This is a genomic window from Vibrio sp. 2132-1, assembly GCF_033344315.1.
On sequence record NZ_JAWPON010000026.1, the window covers coordinates 1 to 19,290 of the forward strand.

At 46.7% G+C, this 19,290-nt stretch carries 16 protein-coding genes; 7 read left to right on the forward strand and 9 right to left on the reverse strand.

From position 1 onward, the window contains the following. Nucleotides 1-313: 313 nt before the first annotated feature. The 6 genes from fre to trxA form a co-directional block, all read right to left on the reverse strand. Entirely contained in the window at nt 314-1,027 is a 714-nt protein-coding gene (fre, locus tag R8N47_RS21560) for an NAD(P)H-flavin reductase (RefSeq protein WP_005382872.1), read from the reverse strand. A gap of 14 nt (nt 1,028-1,041) precedes the next feature. Continuing rightward, a complete protein-coding gene (locus tag R8N47_RS21565; RefSeq protein ID WP_009696789.1) occupies nt 1,042-1,311 on the reverse strand; it encodes a 2Fe-2S iron-sulfur cluster-binding protein in 270 nt (89 codons plus the stop codon). Next, nucleotides 1,308-3,161, reverse strand: a complete 1,854-nt coding sequence (gene ubiD, locus R8N47_RS21570; RefSeq protein WP_054575529.1) for a 4-hydroxy-3-polyprenylbenzoate decarboxylase — start codon at nt 3,159-3,161, stop codon at nt 1,308-1,310. The genes R8N47_RS21565 and ubiD overlap by 4 nt, the downstream gene beginning before the upstream one ends. Nucleotides 3,162-3,252: 91 nt before the next feature. Then, the gene (locus R8N47_RS21575; protein ID WP_017821790.1) at nt 3,253-4,245 is read right to left on the reverse strand and encodes a hypothetical protein; all 993 of its coding nucleotides are present in this window, start codon (nt 4,243-4,245) and stop codon (nt 3,253-3,255) included. A 106-nt stretch (nt 4,246-4,351) separates the two neighbouring features. Then, nucleotides 4,352-5,611, reverse strand: coding sequence for a transcription termination factor Rho (gene rho, locus R8N47_RS21580; RefSeq protein WP_005378757.1), 1,260 nt, complete (start codon nt 5,609-5,611; stop codon nt 4,352-4,354). A gap of 196 nt (nt 5,612-5,807) precedes the next feature. Then, nucleotides 5,808-6,134, reverse strand: a complete 327-nt coding sequence (gene trxA, locus R8N47_RS21585) for a thioredoxin TrxA (RefSeq protein WP_004745500.1) — start codon at nt 6,132-6,134, stop codon at nt 5,808-5,810. A 111-nt stretch (nt 6,135-6,245) separates the two neighbouring features. On the opposite strand from trxA, the gene rhlB reads away from it, so the two are divergent. The 3 genes from rhlB to R8N47_RS21600 all read left to right on the forward strand — a co-directional run bounded on the left by rhlB (nt 6,246) and on the right by R8N47_RS21600 (nt 10,895). Then, entirely contained in the window at nt 6,246-7,565 is a 1,320-nt protein-coding gene (rhlB, locus tag R8N47_RS21590; protein WP_005378764.1) for an ATP-dependent RNA helicase RhlB, read from the forward strand. A 20-nt stretch (nt 7,566-7,585) separates the two neighbouring features. Continuing rightward, nucleotides 7,586-9,079: a guanosine-5'-triphosphate,3'-diphosphate diphosphatase gene (gppA, locus tag R8N47_RS21595; RefSeq protein ID WP_053306516.1), complete on the forward strand. Its 1,494-nt coding sequence runs from the start codon at nt 7,586-7,588 to the stop codon at nt 9,077-9,079. A gap of 172 nt (nt 9,080-9,251) precedes the next feature. Beyond that, a complete protein-coding gene (locus tag R8N47_RS21600; RefSeq protein ID WP_064354412.1) occupies nt 9,252-10,895 on the forward strand; it encodes a sugar nucleotide-binding protein in 1,644 nt (547 codons plus the stop codon). Between the two features lie 221 nt (nt 10,896-11,116). Here the strand turns inward: R8N47_RS21600 and R8N47_RS21605 are convergent, their stop codons facing one another. The 3 genes from R8N47_RS21605 to recQ form a co-directional block, all read right to left on the reverse strand. Further along, entirely contained in the window at nt 11,117-11,791 is a 675-nt protein-coding gene (locus R8N47_RS21605) for a 7-cyano-7-deazaguanine/7-aminomethyl-7-deazaguanine transporter (protein WP_005378770.1), read from the reverse strand. A gap of 234 nt (nt 11,792-12,025) precedes the next feature. Further along, on the reverse strand, nt 12,026-12,331 hold the full coding sequence (locus R8N47_RS21610; RefSeq protein ID WP_005378772.1) for a DUF3630 family protein: 306 nt from the start codon (nt 12,329-12,331) through the stop codon (nt 12,026-12,028). A gap of 9 nt (nt 12,332-12,340) precedes the next feature. Further along, a complete protein-coding gene (recQ, locus tag R8N47_RS21615) occupies nt 12,341-14,176 on the reverse strand; it encodes an ATP-dependent DNA helicase RecQ (protein ID WP_005451195.1) in 1,836 nt (611 codons plus the stop codon). Nucleotides 14,177-14,354: 178 nt separating this feature from the next. Here recQ and rarD point away from each other — a divergent pair, with 178 nt between their 5' ends. The 4 genes from rarD (at nt 14,355) to ggt (ending at nt 18,770) form a co-directional block, all read left to right on the forward strand. Continuing rightward, entirely contained in the window at nt 14,355-15,272 is a 918-nt protein-coding gene (gene rarD / locus R8N47_RS21620; protein WP_047102542.1) for an EamA family transporter RarD, read from the forward strand. 71 nt (nt 15,273-15,343) lie between these two features. Beyond that, the gene (locus R8N47_RS21625; RefSeq protein ID WP_005382915.1) at nt 15,344-16,141 is read left to right on the forward strand and encodes an AraC family transcriptional regulator; all 798 of its coding nucleotides are present in this window, start codon (nt 15,344-15,346) and stop codon (nt 16,139-16,141) included. Between the two features lie 91 nt (nt 16,142-16,232). After that, complete coding sequence (locus R8N47_RS21630; RefSeq protein ID WP_005378776.1) at nt 16,233-16,892, forward strand: LysE family translocator; 660 nt, start codon at nt 16,233-16,235, stop codon at nt 16,890-16,892. A 111-nt stretch (nt 16,893-17,003) separates the two neighbouring features. Then, complete coding sequence (ggt, locus tag R8N47_RS21635) at nt 17,004-18,770, forward strand: gamma-glutamyltransferase (RefSeq protein ID WP_064354413.1); 1,767 nt, start codon at nt 17,004-17,006, stop codon at nt 18,768-18,770. Nucleotides 18,771-19,290: the final 520 nt, after the last annotated feature.

Below are 19,290 nucleotides of genomic sequence, written 5' to 3' on the forward strand. Positions count from 1 at the left end.
TGATAGGTCTATATTGTTAAAGAGCTTGCTTTGCGAGAAGTTTTTCTCTCAAAGCGGAGGTGCATTCTAGCGATTTAATTGACAGTGTCAAACACTTTTTCAATTTTATTTTTCGTAGAAGCTTTCACCTCTCCGACCCTGCTGAAGCCTTATCGCGTCTGCCGTGTCGGTGGATGCGCATTATAGGGAACTCAGATCCGTTCGCAACCCTTTTTTGAAAAAAAATGGAAAAAAATGACTGTTCGATGACTATTTCATCAAAAAAGCAAAAAAGAGGGTAAAAAACCCTCTTTTTCTGCCTTAAAAGCCGTATTTAAATGAATGCGTACGCGTCTGCGAACATACGTTCGCTCTTCGCTTTCTTGTTCTGAGTGAACTGTTCACGTGCTGCGCCAGCCATTTCAAAACGACCTGCAATATAGATATCGTAGTTTTCTAAGCTTTCGAAATCTTCAGCTACAGCTTGTAGCACGTTACCAACTTTACCTTGCCAGTCTGCAGGAGCTTCTTCTACTACTGGCACAAAGTGAACATTGGCAAACTTGTCGGCAATCTCGACCAGTTCGTCTTTAGCATAAAGCTGGCAGTTATCGCGCGCCCCCCAATATAAATAGATAGGATTGGTTTTATTCTGCGCTACGCAGTGATCCAGAATCGAGCGAACGTAACTGAAGCCTGTACCACCAGCAATTAATAATAATGGGCGTTCGCTTTCTTCTTGAACCCAAGCATCGCCATGTGGCGCATCAATTTCAATCTGACCATCAGTTTCAAGCGCCGCTTGCATTGCTTCGACAACTTCTTGTGCATAAGCGTTGTGTTCCGCCGCACCGATGTGCAGTTCAAGTTCACCTTCATGACGACAAGGGCTGCTTGCGATAGAGAAAGGACGTTTGTCTTTTTCACCCATCACCACCATTAGGTACTGACCCGCTTTAAAAGGCACTGGTGATTCTGGATGAAGAAGGATTTGGTAAGTATTACAAGCTAACGGCTGAATAGACTTTACTTTACATTGGATGGTCATGGTGTTCCTCTCGCTTACTCGTCAAAAGTAAGCACTAAATTACTTTCTGTATAGGCTTGGCAAGGGAATATCCAGCCTTGCTGTTGCTCTTTTTCGGTTAGCATCGGTTCGAGGTGATAGCTCACCTCGCCCGTTAGCTTTTTACACATGCACATGGCGCAAGCGCCAACTTGGCAACGGTGCGGGAAGCGAATATTGTTGTTGAGCGCAGCTTCCAACACCGTCTCCCCTTCTTTTACTTGGAACGTAACGTCCATTGGTAGAAGGTGGACTTGATGACTCATAGAATACCTAACTGGTCCCAAATCTCATCGACTTTAGCCACAAGTTTAGGATCTTTTTTGATAGGCGTGCCCCACTCGCGCGTGACTTCAGATTCGAACTTGTTGGTCGCATCCAGTCCTAATTTGGATGAACTCTCAGTCTTACCAAGCACTTGAATCGTGTCTCTATCTGGGTCCATTCGAGTTGTCACCGCCCAAATGATGTCATTCCAATCTCGTGCGTTGACGTCATCGTCGCACAAAATAATGAATTTGTTATCCGTGTACTGAGCAAAGAAGTCCCACAAGTATTCCATCAATGCTTGAGATTGACCGGCTTGGTCTTTCTTCATAGTCACGACAGCAAATTGGTTGTTTGCTGTAACTGGAAGATAGACGTCAACAATCTCAGGGCGTTGCTGTTTCAACTCATTCAGTTCTGCTTCGGTAATCGCTTTGCTGTCTCGCTCAGTGACCTCGGTTCGCGTCGCCAGCTCGGCATCCCATTTAATGGTCGCATCTAAGCCCATTTTGGAGCCAAGCCCAACCACAGGTGAAGCAAAGTCGAGCGAGTCGATTGGCGTGTTATCTATCATCAAAGTATCATGTACAGGGTCCATATGCTCTGACATGGCTTTAACGACATCATTCCAATCTCGTGCGTTTACCGATTCATCGCACACAATAACAAACTTGGTATACATGAATTGACGTAAGAAAGACCACACGCCCATCATTACGCGCTTGGCATGTCCTGGGTACTGCTTCTTCATGGTGACGACGGCCATTCGGTACGAACAACCTTCTGGCGGTAGATAGAAGTCTTCAATCTCTGGGAATTGCTTTTGCAGAATAGGCACAAACACTTCGTTTAATGCCACACCCAATACAGCTGGTTCATCTGGCGGACGACCTGTGTAGGTGCTGTGATAAATAGGGTCTTTATGCATAGTAATGTGCGTAATAGTAAATACGTGGTGCTTTTCTTTTTCGTTATAGTAGCCAGTGTGGTCACCGTAAGGACCTTCATCAGCAAACTCGTTCGGGTCGATATAGCCTTCCATCACGATTTCCGCGCTCGCTGGCACTTCCAAATCGTTGCTGACTGACTTCACGACTTCCGTTTTGCTTCCACGTAGCAAACCTGCAAATGCGTATTCCGATAGCGTATCTGGCACTGGTGTTACTGCACCAAGAATGGTTGCTGGGTCTGCACCAAACGCGACCGAAACTGGGAAAGGTTTACCTGGGTTGGTTTCCATCCAATCGCGCAGATCAAGCGCACCACCACGATGGGCTAACCAACGCATGATGATTTTGTTCTTGGCAATTTTCTGCTGACGGTAAATGCCTAGGTTCTGACGTTTCTTACTTGGACCTTTGGTTACGGTTAAGCCCCAAGTAAGCAGCGGCGCTACATCTTCTGCCCAGCAGCTCATTACCGGAATTTTATCCAAGTCGACTTCATCACCTTGCCAAACAATGTCTTGGCATGGTGCTTTACGTAAACGCTTAGCCGGCATGTTCAATACTTGTTTGAACACAGGCAGTTTTTCTAAAGCGTCTTTGAAGCCTTTTGGTGGCTCAGGTTCTTTTAAATAAGCCAGCAGCTTACCGACTTCTCTTAATTCCTTAACATCTTCACGTCCCATACCGATTGCGACACGCTCTGGTGTACCAAACAGGTTAGTCAAAACAGGTACGTCGTAGCCGATTGGGTTCTCAAACAACAGCGCAGGTCCACCAGCACGCAAGGTGCGGTCGCTGATTTCTGTCATTTCATAAGCGGGATCGACAGGGTGAGTGATGCGTTTAAGTCGACCTTTCTGTTCTAGGTGGTCGATAAATTCGCGTAAATCCTTAAAACTCATAGGCCTTCATGCTGGCTGATTAAACTGTCCGCAGTATAACAAATAGGAGGACTCTAAGATCCTCCTATTTTGTGTGGGTATGTGAGCAAGATTACTTTAATACTTGTTCAATCTGCCGAGTCTTTATCTGATGGTTCGAAGATACTAACTCTTCCAACCAGGTTTGATGCCCTTGTTGAGCAAGCTCTCGAGCAACCATGGTTGCTTCTTCTGATAACGCCATTTTTCTAACTAGAAACTGCTTTACTTGCGGAGATAGAGGGTTAGATTTTGTAAGTAGACTAATAGCTTCTGGCTTGAGTGATGGGTTAACTGTGGCATTCATCAATTGCTGAATGGAAAAAACGTCTCCAACCGCAGCTAAACGCTCAAGTTCGGACTGGCTGTTGTAATCGGCTTTCATCCGCCAGAGTAAGTTGTACACTTCCTCATCCTGACTAACTTGTGCCAACCTGACTATCACGGCCGTCGAGGGTAACCAACTGGTCACATTTGCTTTGGTTAACTGGGCCGTTAATGCAGCAAGCGCATTGGGTGATAAGCTGTCTAACTCTCGAATCAAAAGCGCTTCACGTGCTTGAGCTTGTTGAGATGGCCCTGTAAGCCATTGCTTTAAGTTAAGCTCTCTTCGTTCAGCTTGTAAGACAAAGTCCAAGGTACTTTGGTCTTGTTTCCAACGCTTAATCAAGCGACTCGCAATAACGGGAAAGTTAAAAGCGGGTACACTAAATTCATACCCATCACCTCGCTCTAACACTTGATAAGTCGGGGTCATACGGATCTGGGACTCAACAAACAGAGCCATTCGAGGCGTGAGAATCACATCTTGCTTTTCAAGCTTTTCCAACAATTGAAAGCGCACCACCTCTTGTTGAGGCAAAGCAAGTCGATCAAGGGCAAATTTAAGCGAGTCGACTTCATCTCTGACAGCGTAATCAAGCAGTTCAGAGACTTTAGCCTGTATTTGAGTATCCTGAAGCCACTGCTCTACTACAGACTCATGCATTTCCTTGGCAGATAATGTCGCAGGTAGAGTGATAAGTGACAAGCTCAGGAGTAATGACGACAACATTCCTTGTTGCATGTTAACCTCCCGATAACATTTCCTTCATTCTGATACTTCTATCGGGAGAAAGCAATAAAAAAGCCACCGATATACAGTGGCTTTTCGCAGAATCACTTATTTGAGACTATTGACGACGCATCGCATCGAAGAACTCATCGTTGGTCTTCGTCATCGCTAGCTTATCGATTAGGAATTCCATTGCGTCGATTTCACCCATTGGGTGAACGATCTTACGCAGAATCCACATCTTCTGTAGTTCGTCAGTCTTCGTCAGTAGCTCTTCACGACGTGTACCTGAGCGGTTGAAGTCAATCGCAGGGAATACACGCTTCTCAGCAATCTTACGGTTCAAGTGCAGTTCCATGTTACCTGTACCCTTGAACTCTTCGTAGATAACTTCATCCATTTTAGAACCAGTATCTACTAGTGCCGTTGCGATGATAGTTAGGCTGCCGCCTTCTTCTACGTTACGTGCAGCACCGAAGAAACGCTTAGGACGATGTAATGCGTTTGCATCCACACCACCTGTTAGTACTTTACCTGATGAAGGCACTACGGTGTTGTAAGCACGTGCTAGACGAGTGATAGAGTCAAGCAAGATAACCACGTCTTTCTTATGTTCAACAAGACGTTTTGCTTTCTCGATTACCATTTCCGCTACTTGTACGTGACGAGATGCTGGCTCATCGAAAGTCGACGCAACCACTTCACCTTTAACTAGGCGTTGCATCTCGGTTACTTCTTCTGGACGTTCGTCGATAAGAAGAACCATCAACTCACACTCAGGGTGGTTGTACGCGATGCTTTGCGCGATGTTTTGCAGAAGCATTGTTTTACCCGCTTTAGGCGGAGCAACAATCAGACCACGTTGACCTTTACCGATTGGCGATGCCAAGTCTAAAACACGTGCTGTAATGTCTTCTGTTGAACCGTTACCACGCTCCATAACCATGCGCTCATTCGCATGTAGAGGGGTAAGGTTTTCAAATAGGATCTTGTTACGGGCGTTGTCTGGTTTATCGTCGTTAACGGTATTGACTTTTAGAAGGGCAAAGTAACGTTCACCGTCTTTTGGTGGACGAATTTTGCCAGCGATAGAGTCACCAGTACGTAGGTTAAAGCGACGAATCTGACTTGGTGATACGTAGATATCGTCCGGACCCGCAAGGTATGAACTATCTGCACTGCGTAGGAAACCAAAGCCGTCTTGCAGAATTTCCAGAACCCCATCTCCAAAGATGTCTTCGCCGCCTTTAGCGTGCGCTTTTAAAATCGCGAAGATGATGTCTTGTTTTCTTAAGCGAGCTAGGTTCTCTAATCCTAAGCTTTCGCCCAGTTTTACAAGGTCAGACACAGGTCTGTTCTTCAGTTCGGTAAGGTTCATGGTGGTGGATTCTTGTTTAGTCAAAATAAGATCTGTTTTCTAGTTAAGATGGATTTGGTCTCAGGATCGACCAAGAAGAGAAATTTGTTCAATTAACGCGCGATAAGTTAGCACTAATTAGTATTCTAGTCCAGAGTTAGAAAAACAAAACCGTGCATTGTAACTTTGCACGGTTTTATCTGTAATCACTTGGTGATTATAAGTTTGCGTCTAGGAACTCTTTTAGTTGAGTTTTAGACAGAGCACCTACTTTCGTTGCCGCTACGTTACCATCTTTAAATAGTAATAGCGTTGGAATGCCGCGAATACCAAACTTAGGTGGTGTACCTGCGTTATGGTCGATGTTTAGTTTACCGATAGTGAGTTTGCCTTCGTACTCGTCTGCGATTTCGTCCAAAATAGGAGCGATCATTTTACAAGGACCACACCATTCTGCCCAAAAATCCACTAGAACCGGGCCTGCAGCGTTGATTACATCGTTTTCAAAACCGTCATCAGTTAGCTGCAAAATCTTATCACTCATCTTCCACTCCAATGTGTTTTTCGAAACTGGTTGGATGATAACCAGTAATTAGATGCCCTATTGGAATGTATTTACTTTCGTATTGCAAGCTTTAGCTGATATTCTATAGCCATGAAAAAGACGCATATCACAGAGCAAAAGTTCGCCGATTTGGGCTTAAAGCCCCAAGTTATTGAAGGATTGGACAAAAAAGGGTTCGAATTTTGTACCCCTATCCAAGCCTTGGCGTTGCCGGTCCTGCTCACCGGCCAAGACATCGCAGGCCAGGCCCAAACGGGTACTGGTAAAACGCTCGCGTTTCTTACTGCTACGTTCAACCACCTTCTGACGACTCCGGAACATGAAGGTCGTAAGCCTACACAGCCACGCGCAATTATTATGGCGCCTACACGTGAGCTCGCTATTCAGATTTACAATGATGCAGAATCATTAACTGAAAGCACAGGTCTAAAAACCGCTCTAGCTTACGGTGGTGAAAGCTACGACAAGCAACTTGCGAAACTGCAAGACGGCGTAGATATTCTGATCGGAACAACAGGCCGTATCATCGATTTCTACAAACAGCGCGTATTTAACCTCAACAACATTCAAGCTGTTGTTCTGGACGAAGCCGACCGCATGTTCGATCTTGGCTTTATTAAAGACATTCGCTTCTTGTTCCGTCGTATGCCTGAGCCAAAAGAGCGTTTGAACATGCTGTTCTCAGCAACGCTGTCTTACCGCGTTCAAGAACTGGCATTCGAACACATGAATACTCCTGAGCATGTCGTTGTCGAACCAGAACAAAAAACTGGCCACCGTATCCAGGAAGAGCTTTTCTATCCTTCGAATGAAGACAAAATGGCGCTGCTTCAAACACTAATTGAAGAAGAGTGGCCAGATCGCGCTATCATTTTTGCCAATACCAAGCATAAGTGTGAATCGGTTTGGGGTCATTTGGCTGCCGATGGACACCGTGTAGGCCTTCTTACTGGTGATGTACCGCAGAAGAAGCGTGAGAAGATTCTTGAGCAATTCACCAAAGGTGATGTCGACATCTTAGTTGCAACTGACGTTGCAGCGCGTGGTTTGCATATTCCTCAGGTAACGCACGTTTTCAACTACGACCTTCCTGACGACTGTGAAGATTATGTTCACCGTATTGGCCGTACTGGTCGCGCTGGTGCGAGCGGTCATTCGATCAGTTTTGCTTGTGAAGAGTACGCGGTTAACCTACCAGCAATCGAAGAATACATTGAGCATACAATCCCAGTTTCAGAGTACGATTCGTCGGCACTGATTCAAGATCTACCAGCTCCGATTCGTATGCGTGCACCACGCAACCAACAGCGCCGCACGAATACTGGCGGTACCCGTTCTGGTTCTGGTAACCGTAAGCCGCAGGGACGTCGTCCACGCCAACCGCGTCAATCGGCACCAAAACAATCGTAATAGGAAACTGAGTTCGTTTTATGAGTCAAGCAGGATCATCACCGCTATATGCCGCCATCGACCTCGGGTCGAACAGTTTTCACATGCTCGTTGTGCGTCACATCGATGGCAGCGTTCAAACAATGGCTAAAATTAAGCGCAAAGTTCGTCTAGCAGCGGGCTTAGATGAACATAATTCTCTTAGTATGGAAGCTATGCAGCGAGGATGGGACTGCTTAAGTCTATTTGCGGAACGCTTGCAGGACATTCCTAAACAAAACATTCGCATCGTCGGTACTGCAACATTACGTACCGCGACCAATGTAGATGTGTTTTTAGAAAAGGCTAACCAAATTCTAGGCCAGCCTATCGAAGTGATTACTGGTGAAGAAGAAGCTGCCACTATCTATAAAGGTGTCGCTCACACCTCTGGCGGTAGTGGTCGTCGCCTTGTAGTCGATATCGGTGGAGCAAGTACCGAACTGATTATCGGTGAAGGTTTCGAAGCCAAAGCACTGACCAGCTTAAAAATGGGCTGCGTGACTTGGCTTGAAAACTTCTTTAAAGATCGCCAATTGAATGCTCGTAACTTTGACGCGGCAATTGAAGGAGCGAAACAGACCATCCAGCCGATTTTAGAACGTTATACAGAAATTGGTTGGGATGTGTGTGTTGGTGCATCAGGCACTGTTCAGGCATTGCAAGAGATAATGCTGGCGCAAGGCATGGACGAAGTAATCACTCACTCCAAACTCAAGCGTCTACAGAAGCAAGCCATGTTGGCCGACCATTTAGAAGAGCTCGATATTGAAGGCTTAACACTTGAGCGTGCATTAGTGTTCCCTAGTGGCCTCTCTATTTTGATTGCCGTTTTTGAATTGCTTGAAATCGATGCTATGACACTGGCTGGCGGCGCACTACGCGAAGGCTTAGTGTATGAGATGGTTGAAGAGCTTCGTCAAGAAGACATTCGTGCCCGCACTATCGCTAGCGTACAAAATCGTTATCAGCTCGATCACCAATACGGTGAACAAGTCGCTAGTCTGGCACACACGCTTTTACAGCAAGCTGGGGGCGATGAGTGGATTACAGAGCCTCAGGGCAAGATATTACTCGAGACCGCCGCAAAACTGCATGAAATTGGCTTAACTATCGATTTCAAAAAAGGCGGAGAGCATAGTGCTTACTTGCTGCAGAATTTGGATCTGCCTGGTTACACGCGCGCGCAGAAGTTCTTTATTGGTGAAGTGGCTCGTCGCTATCGCGAACAACTCACTTCTTTACCTGAGCAGCATGCATTATCAGGCTCGAGTGCAAAACGAGTATTGAGATTGTTGCGTCTTGCGGTTCTGCTCAGCCATCGTCGCAATCCTGATCTAGAGCCAAATGTGACTCTAACGGTTGAAGGCGACAATCTAACGTTACACATTGATGCGCAATGGCTAGAGAAAAACCCACTGACTGCGGCTGAGTTGGAAATTGAATCCAACCGTCAGACAGACATCGGCTGGCCATTAAATATCGTAGCAAAATAAGCGAATATCACTGCCTTACAATACTAAAGCCCAGGCGTTCGCTTGGGCTTTTCTGCTTCTACTTCCCCTACAAAACGTGCTGCCCAGCAAAAATCTCAGCTTCTCCGCTCTACATCGAAAAACAGCCATGCTTTATTGATAAACACAATTTAGCCAACCAAGATGCACCATCATGAAAACCGTTTTAATGACTGGCTTAACTGGTACCCTCGCCCCAAAAGTCGCTCATCAGTTTCACCTACGCGGCTGGAACATATTGGAGTGGAATCACCACCAAATCTCACCAGATGATCCAGAGCAAAGTGAACAATTTTGGCAGCAACACCACATCAATGCGGTGTGCCATATGGCGATGGGAAGTGAAGAGTGGGCAGCGTGGCTTGGTGAGCAATGCAAACGCCACAATATTCCTTACCTCTTTGTCAGCACAGCAATGGTATTTGATGCCACAAAAAACGGGCCTTATGGCATCTTTGAAGAAAGAAACACCCAAGATGATTACGGCAAATACAAAGTTCGTTGTGAAGATGCAATCTGGCAAGCAAATCCAGATGCGATGGTTGCTCGAATTGGTTGGCAGCTCCATCACCAAGCAGAAGGCAATAACATGTTGGCGCATCTCGACCGCCAATATGAAGAGAACGGCGTTATTACCGCTAGCACGGCTTGGTATCCTGCGACTTCTCATATGGACGATACTGCACTCGCCTTTTTGCAGCTTATTGAGCGGAACGAAGCCGGTTTATATCACCTTGATAGCAACTTAAAAGATAAGTGGAATTTCTACGAACTCGTTTGTGCACTCAAACAGCATTACAACAAACCATGGCAAGTGCTGCCAAGCAATGACTATCACCATGACCAACGTCTAACCGATGAACGAATTGCCTTGCCGCCATTGAGTGAACGTTTCAACAAGCCAGAGCAAATCCAGCAAGCCGGCATCATAGGAATCAACTGGGGACGCACGCACATTCCCCACTATCGAAACAATGGTGTATCGGTCACAACGTTATGCGCCAACCAAATAGAACCGCTTCAGCAAGCGTGCAGTGAAGAAGCAATCCCAAAGGCAGAAACGAACATCAGCGCACTCAAACTACTTGATGTCGTGACCATCGCGACACCTGCGCATACTCATGCAGAGATCATAAAGACGTTAGGTTCAACCAAGCTTATCTGTGAAAAGCCATTGGTGGGATTGAATTCTGACATAACTCACTGGCAGCAACCGAACGCCAACCTATTGGTTAATTACGCCTTTGCTCAGCTTAATACCGCCAAGACGATAGAGAAGTGGCTCACTTCGCAAACCCAACCTTGTGTGGTCAATCTAGTCACCCAAGTTAACCTACCGGGCACCTTCACGCTCAAAGAGTGGTTTCTTGAAACTGCCAGTCACCCTATATCTTGGTTGCTGCACTGCTTTGGAGACTATTATCAATCGACACTGGTTGAGGAAAACGGCCAACTGATCGTTGATCTGCAATGTGGCGACCACCAGCTAAGGTTTGTATTTGAACTAACAGGTGAACCGGGCATCGAGCACAATCTAACGATTCAATCCAACCAGACCTTAACCAGCAAAGGCTACTACCGTGTCGGAGAAAAATGGCGTTTCGAGCCCATTCTCGTTAATGGCAACGCGATAAATGATGGAGAGTACAGCGAGTCTGATTGCTGGCAGGACGCCAATCAACGCAGTGTCGGTTTGATGTTGGCGATGTTCAATCAAAGCATCAGCTGGGATAACGGCCTGCAACTTGGCGCCTTCGATGCGCAAAAAGCCATTTTGATTGAGAAGATGCTCTGTTAGCCATTTCACCAGCGAGCTTCCTCTACGTGCCGTACCTTCGATTAAAAGGTCTCACTCGGGACCTTTTTACTGCTCATTTTTACCTTCGTACAGCTCAGGGAGCTTTTGGACACCCATGATCTAATTGCTCCCCACGCTGTACAAAACCCTCTAAATCCCAGTAAGCAGGTACAAAAAAGCCGCTTGATTTAAGCAAGCGGCTTTCGGGGTTCCCACTGATATTAAGACTGAACGCTTGTCGTCACCTTAAAGTCAGGGTTCACCGCAGTCAGCTTCTTAATTAGGTAATTCAGTAATACGCCGTACATCGGAACGAACAAACCAAGACTGATAATCAGTTTGAAGCCGTAATCCACCAACGCGATTTCCGTCCAATGCTCTGCCATAAATGGATCTGGGCTTTGATAGAACGCAATGGCGAAGAAAGCGATAGTATCAAGTGCATTACCGAAAAGCGTTGAACACGTTGGTGCCACCCACCATTGCTTCATTTGACGTAGGCGGTTGAACACGTGCACATCCATGATCTGACCAAGTAGGTACGCCATGAAGCTAGCAATCGCGATACGAGCAACGAATAAGTTAAATTCCCCTAGGTGACCAAAACCTTGGAATTGACCTTCGAAGAACACCACCGATAAGAAGTAAGACACTGCCAAAGCAGGCAACATCACTAAGAAGATGATCTTACGCGCCAACTGAGCACCGAAAATACGCACAGTTAAGTCAGTCGCTAGGAATATAAATGGGAAAGTGAATGCGCCCCAAGTGGTATGGAAACCGAAAATAGTAAACGGTAGCTGAACTAGGTAATTGCTAGATGCAATAATGACTAGGTGGAATAGAACCAGATAGATAAGGGCGTTGCGCTGCTGCGCAGGGGTAAAGTTACTCATGCGATACCTTTTTAGTTTGGTTTGGGGGTGAGGGAACCCAAATCGAGTCACTGAATAAAGTGGCTCTTACCAACAATGTAAAATGAAAAATAAACTGGCTTGGCTCTTTCTGAGCGAAGCGGTGGGCGATTATACATTAACCACTTTTCGCCGCAAGTCATCTGTCTTACGCAAACGTTTGAGCATAAAAAAGGGTGTTTCATGTGAAACACCCTTTCTAAAAAAACTCTATTTTTAGAAGCCGCGCTGGAACAATCCTGCAAGATAATCCAACTCTTCCCTGCTCTCTTCAATCGCTAACGCTTCAAACCAAATCGCTTCGCTGTAATGCTCTGCTTTCATAAACAGTCGGCAACCTTCAAAGTCGATCAGCCAAGAGTGAATATCCGCATCCCATTGTTTTTCAACCACAGTAGCAGAAAGCAAGCCGACTAAACGCTCACCTAAAGCAGGAAAGCTATCAAGGTCAAAGCTCGGCGCGGTAATGATTAAGCGCCCTTCTTGTGCCATGTAGTCCGCTAAGCCAAATTCCTTTTGCATCTTGGTTCCTTATCCATGGTGAGTAATGTGTTCTTGAATCAAATCAAGGAATGGGTCGGCGTACTTCTCCAGTTTGCGTTGACCAACACCGCTGACTGCCAGCATTTCGCCGTAAGACGTTGGCAGAATTTCCGCCATATCAATCAAAGTCGCGTCACTGAAGACCACGTATGGTGGCAAACCATCTTCATCAGCAATCGACTTACGCAACTTACGTAACTTAGCAAACAGCTTCTTATCGTAGTTCTTGCTGGTCAATTTATCTGACTTCGCCGCACGTGCTGCGGTGTCTAAACGTGGAACCGCTAACTCTAGGGTCACATCGCCACGCAAAAGCGGACGTGCCTCTTCGGTTAATTGCAGCGTTGAGTTACGCGTGATGTTTTGAAACAACAGCCCTTTGTGGATTAACTGACGGAAGATACTCACCCAGTAATCGTGGCTGTGGTCGCGCCCTATCGCGTAGGTAGAAATCTTATCGTGCCCGTTTTCACGTACACGAATGTTTTGCATGCCACGTAACACTTCTACCACGTAGCCCATACCAAAGCTCTGATTAACACGGTACACACAAGACAACGCCTTACGTGCTTCTTCTGTTGCATCAAAGTGCTTCGGTGGATCTAAGCAAATATCGCAGTTGCCACATGGCTTCTCACGATACTCACCAAAGTAATTCAATAGCACCTGACGACGACAAGTCTGCGCCTCAGCAAAGGCACTCATCGCATTCAGTTTGTGGGTTTCCACCTGCTTCTGTGGACCATCGTCTTTCTCATCCAACATACGGCGCAGCCAACTGATGTCCGCTGGGTCATACAACATCATCGCTTCTGCAGGTAAACCATCACGCCCTGCACGACCCGTTTCCTGGTAGTAAGACTCGATGTTGCGCGGGATATCAAAGTGAACCACAAAACGCACGTTTGGTTTGTTGATGCCCATACCGAATGCCACGGTCGCCACGACAATTTGGATGTCATCACGTTGGAAAGCTTCTTGAACGTAAGCGCGCTCATCAGCGTCCATACCTGCGTGATAACCAGCAGCACGAATGTGGTTGTTGCACAGCTTCTCGGTCACCATCTCAACTTTCTTACGGCTACCACAATAGATGATGCCGCAGTTACCCTTTTGGGTTTCCAGATAACGAACGATTTGCGAAACCGGCTTGTGCTTCTCAACTAAGTTGTAGCGAATGTTAGGACGGTCGAAGCTGCCTAGGTAAACCTCTGGATTATTCAGTTGCAGACGCTCAAGAATATCTCGGCGCGTTGCATCATCCGCCGTCGCCGTCAGCGCCATAAATGGCACATGGGAAAACTGCTGCTTAAGTTGACCAAGCGCGGCATATTCTGGACGGAAATCGTGTCCCCACTGGGAAATACAATGCGCTTCATCGACAGCAATCATCGATAGCGGCAAGTTTTCCAAGCGCTCAATGAAATCACGCATCAATACGCGTTCTGGCGAGACGTACACCAACTTAAGATGACCAGTGTGCATGCGGTTATACACGCTGAGCAGCTCTTCACGAGGCATGGTCGAGTTAATGCACTCAGCCGCTACACCGTTGGCTTTAAGCTGGTCCACTTGGTCCTTCATCAGCGAGATAAGCGGAGAAATGACCAAAGTAATGCCAGAGCGAACCAAAGCAGGAATTTGATAACACAGCGACTTACCGCCACCCGTAGGCAGGATAACTAAGCTGTCGCGACCTTCTACCGCAGCATCAATCACCAACTGCTGACCATCACGGAACTCTTGGTAACCAAACACATCCTCCAACACACGTTGAGGCGTTACAGGCGAATCAGATTGTTCGGCTAACAAGGTCGAGGTCATGAAAAGTCTCAGATTGGGTCTTAAAAAAGAGGTGCTTATGCATACCACTGGCACACAAAGTGAGGGCACATTGTAATGGGGTTTCATGGTGAATAAAACCGCAAATTGTTAGGTGTTTCGCATCACGACTCGTATACTGATTTTCTGCTCTATAAAACACACAATTAGGTGACACTTCATGACACCAGAAGACGAACAACAACGCGCGCGGCAAGGTATCTTGCTAGCGATTGGTGCGTACACCATGTGGGGCATTGCGCCGATGTACTTTAAGTCCATCGCACAAGTATCTCCTTTGGAAATTCTAAGCCACCGAGTGATATGGTCTTTCTTTTTGCTTGCTGCACTCCTCCATTTTGGCCGTCACTGGCGCTCGGCTTACCACATCGCGAAAGACAAAACGAAAATCGCTTACCTGATCGCAAGTTCCATGCTAATTGGCGGCAATTGGTTGATTTTCATTTGGGCGGTAAACTCGAATCACATGCTCGATGCCAGTCTCGGCTATTACATCAACCCGTTAATCAATGTGTTACTCGGGATGGTCTTCCTTGGCGAGCGTCTACGTAAGCTTCAGTGGTTCGCGGTTGTATTGGCAGGTTGTGGCGTACTCGTTCAACTGATTGTATTTGGCTCCGTACCTGTTGTTGCGATGGCGTTAGCAATGAGCTTCGGCTTTTATGGCTTATTAAGAAAGAAAGTCAGTGTCGATGCAAAAACTGGCTTGTTTATCGAGACATTACTTCTGCTGCCGGTGGCCGCTGTTTATTTGCTTTTCATTGCCGATACACCAACCTCAAATATGTTTACGAATCCACTTACGTTAAATAGTTTGTTGATCGCAGCTGGGGTTATAACAACCCTGCCACTGCTGTGCTTTACGGGTGCAGCAACAAGACTCAAATTATCGACTTTGGGCTTTTTCCAATATATAGGCCCAAGCTTAATGTTTTTACTTGCAGTATTGATGTATGGCGAACCCTTTACCATGGATAAAGCGATCACTTTCGTCTTTATTTGGGGAGCACTAGTCGTGTTTAGCTTTGATGGATTACGTAATAACCGTCGCTCACGCCGAATCGTTCAGCCACAGTGATCGTTTTTTACAAGACAAGTTAGAAATTGCCAGATAAGCTTGGTCATAATGTGACCAAGCTTTTTTATTTAATGGAACATATTCAGTACTACGCAACCGACCATGACAACTTGAGTCTAATAGAGGCGAAATACCAGAAATTTGCTTTTCAAAGGCATTACCATCTGGATTTTCATCTCGGCCTGATCACGCATGGTGCGCAGAAGTTCCAATACCAAGGTAACAGCCACCAAGTTGGTCACGGGCAAATTGTGATTATGCCGCCGGATGAGCTGCACGACGGGCAATCTAAGCTCGAAAGTGGCTACGAAGTAAATGTGTTTGCGATCGAACCTCATCTATTGAGCGATCTGGCTGATCTTAAGCAAAACGGTCAAATAATACACTTCAACGAACTGATCATCTCGGATCCGCAGATATTTTCACAACTTAGTAACTTACACGGGCTGCTTCGTCGTGAAAACCTCAGCCAACTCACCAAAGATTGCCTTCCTTTTGAAGGATTTAACCAACTTTTTGATCGCTACGGATCGCTTGAGCGACAAAAAGTGGTGCCGCTAGGAAACCAATCGCTTGGGACGTTAAAAGATTATCTAATGGCTAACCTTGACCAAGCGGTGCGTTTGGATTCACTTTCAGAGCTGTGCCAACTGAGCCCAACTCAGTTCCAGCGTCACTTTAAAGCGCAAACTGGCATGACGCCTTATGCATGGTTCGCACGCCTGCGCCTTGAACAAGGCATGAAGTTACTGCAAGCTGGTCAATGTGGTACCGACGTCGCTCATCAAATCGGTTTCTATGATCAAGCGCATTTCAGCAAAGCGTTTAAACAGACCTACGGCGTTTCCCCTTCTCAAGTGGCTCGTTAATTTCATTTACCGAGAAAGCTGTCAGTTTTTTACAAGCGCCACAGGTGACTTACCACGACAATAGCCGCATTGGTTAAATTTGAGATGTGTTATGAATGAATCCACCATATTGCTGACACTCGCCAGCATTCACTTTATTGCCCTAATGAGTCCAGGTCCGGACTTTGCGCTGGTCGTACAAAATGCGACGCGTCATGGTCGTCAAACTGGCTTGTACATTGCGTTGGGATTGTCCGTCGGTATTTTGCTGCACTCTTTGTTCAGCCTGACAGGTGTGAGTTTTGTCGTCCACCAGCACCCAGTGCTGTATTCCGTGGTACAACTGCTCGGTGGTAGTTACCTGCTCTACTTAGGAATTGGCGCATTGCGTGCCGTGATCTCGATGATCCAAAACCCACTGACGGATCAACCTAAGAAGCAAAATAACCTAGTGATCAGCAATAAGCGTCAAGCGTTTGCTAAAGGGTTTGCGACCAACATTCTTAACCCAAAAGCCCTGGTGTTCTTTGTCAGTTTGATGTCGAGTTTAGTCCCAGCAGGTATGTCGATTACTGGCAAAGGTATTGCACTGGTCATCCTGTTTGGCTTGTCGCTATTCTGGTTCTCTAGCCTTGCATGGATGCTGTCGACACAGCGCTTACAGCGTAAATTGCAACAAGCGGGTATCTACATCGACGGTCTATGCGGCGTGGTATTTACTCTAGTGGGCGGCAGTATTCTATACCAAACTATCAATACTTTTATCGGATAAAGTACTGATTTAAAAGCGTAGCACAATCGACATTTCTAAGATTGCTGACTCGACGTGACTCTCCATAACTGCCAAGCTCAAAGCACAAAACTGGCAACATGGAGAGTCATCATGCATTGGACGTTCAACCGACTCGTGACCACGGGTCTTTTTCTTACTTCCCCACTAATCTTATCTACCTCAGTCTTTGCTAACCAAGCAGCAGATGCGGTTGCGCCGGAGCACAGCACTGGCTTCGAGCAAAAACAATTGATCAAAGCGAAAGATTATATGGTTACCGCTGCTAACCCAATTGCAACCCAAGCTGGTGCGGATGTTATTGCCCAAGGTGGTAATGCTATTGATGCTATGGTTGCCGTGCAGCTGATGCTGGGCTTGGTAGAACCGCAATCATCAGGCATTGGTGGTGGCGCCTTCTTAGTGTATTGGGACAGTGAGAAACAAAAACTGACTACGTATGATGGACGCGAAACCGCACCGCTCGCCGCAACGCCGAAACTCTTCCTAGATGACAAAGGACAACCACTGCAATTTTACGATGCGGTTGTCGGTGGGCGTTCCGTTGCCACTCCTGGTACAGTGAAACTGCTGTGGGACACGCACCAGAAATACGGCAAGTTGGAATGGAAGAAGATAATCCAACCCGTGATTACCTTGGCTGAGCAAGGTTTCGAAGTCAGTCCTCGCCTCGCGAGTCTGATTGAGAAAGATGCTAAGCGCCTATCACGCTTCCCTGCGACTAAGGCTTACTTCTTCAATCCAGACGGCTCACCAAAAGCCGAAGGCACGTTGTTGAAGAACCCTGAATACGCGCAAACTCTGACGGCAATTGCAGAGCAAGGGGCAAAAGCTTTCTATCAAGGCGATATCGCCACAGACATCATCAAGACCGTACAAAATGCACCGGGCAATCCTGGCGTATTGGCACAACCTGACTTTGATGCGTTCCAAATCAAGCAACGTGAACCGGTTTGTGCGGCTTACCAAAGCTATGATATCTGCGGCATGGGACCACCTAGCTCTGGCGCATTGACGGTTGGACAGATTCTCGCGATCACCGAGCAATACGATCTTAAAGGTTGGGGAGCCGAAAGCGCGAAATCATGGCAAGTGATCGCCGATGCATCGCGCCTTGCGTTCGCGGATCGTGGTAAATACATGGCTGACCAAGATTATGTGCCAATGCCAACCGAAGGCTTGCTTGATAAAGATTATCTCAAACAACGTGCTGAGCTCATTCAAGTCGGTAAAGCCTTGAGTAAGGCTGAAGCCGGTAATCCTCCTTGGTCGCACGCCATGAACTTAAGCATGGACCAATCGATCGAGTTGCCTTCCACCAGCCATTTCAATATCGTCGATAAGCAAGGCAATGTGGTTTCAATGACAACAACCATCGAGAACGCCTTTGGCTCACGCTTGATGGTGCGCGGCTTCTTGCTCAATAACGAACTGACCGATTTCTCTTTCCGCACGCATCAAGATGGTGTGCCAATCGCAAACCGATTAGAACCGGGCAAACGCCCACGTTCATCTATGGCACCAACCATTATGATGAAGGATGACAAGCCTTACATGGCAATTGGCTCACCGGGTGGCAGCCGCATTATTGGTTACGTCGCACAAGCCATTATCGCCCACACGCAATGGGATATGGACATCCAAAGCGCGATTAATCAGCCACGATTGCTGAACCGTTTTGGCACCTTAGATATTGAGCAAGGTACCGCCGCAGAGGGCTTACAGCCTGCTCTGGAGAAGATGGGCTTTAAAACCGATGTTCGGGATTTGAACTCTGGTCTGCATGCGATACGAATAACAAAAGACGGTCTTGAAGGCGCTGCGGATCCAAGACGTGAAGGTGCCGCTATCGGGCAGTAAGAGTCTTTCGCTCGACCCCTTGTGCGAGATCTCTCACAAAGGGTTGAGCAAACCTCTCTTTTTTAATGGTAAAACCGTACAGAAAAGAGCATAAGCCATTGAATTTAATACTCATGTATCTTTTTTGAACGCTAAGAGAGTTAAAAAATGTGAGATTAGCCCGTTGTTGGAAATCGTTAAACACGTAATATTAAACCTGTCGGAAGGATGCTGACACGGAACAGGAAACACCACGAACTTGGTGAACTTCAGGAAGAAGAAACGGTTATTCAGGATGAATAGTCGGGCATGGATTGCAAAATTGGACATTGAACGGAATCAATAGTGACTAGGATGGTTGCTACTAAGGACGGGAAATGGACACCTCTGGACGAGGCAAGGATTTGAACATCAGGATGATGTCAGGGACACCGCTCAGGGAACAAGTGATGAGAGCTAACGAGGATAGTTAGCAGACCAGGATAAGGTCATTAAGGACACCGCTAGGAAGGCGACGTAAGGATTAAGCTGACGGATTCAG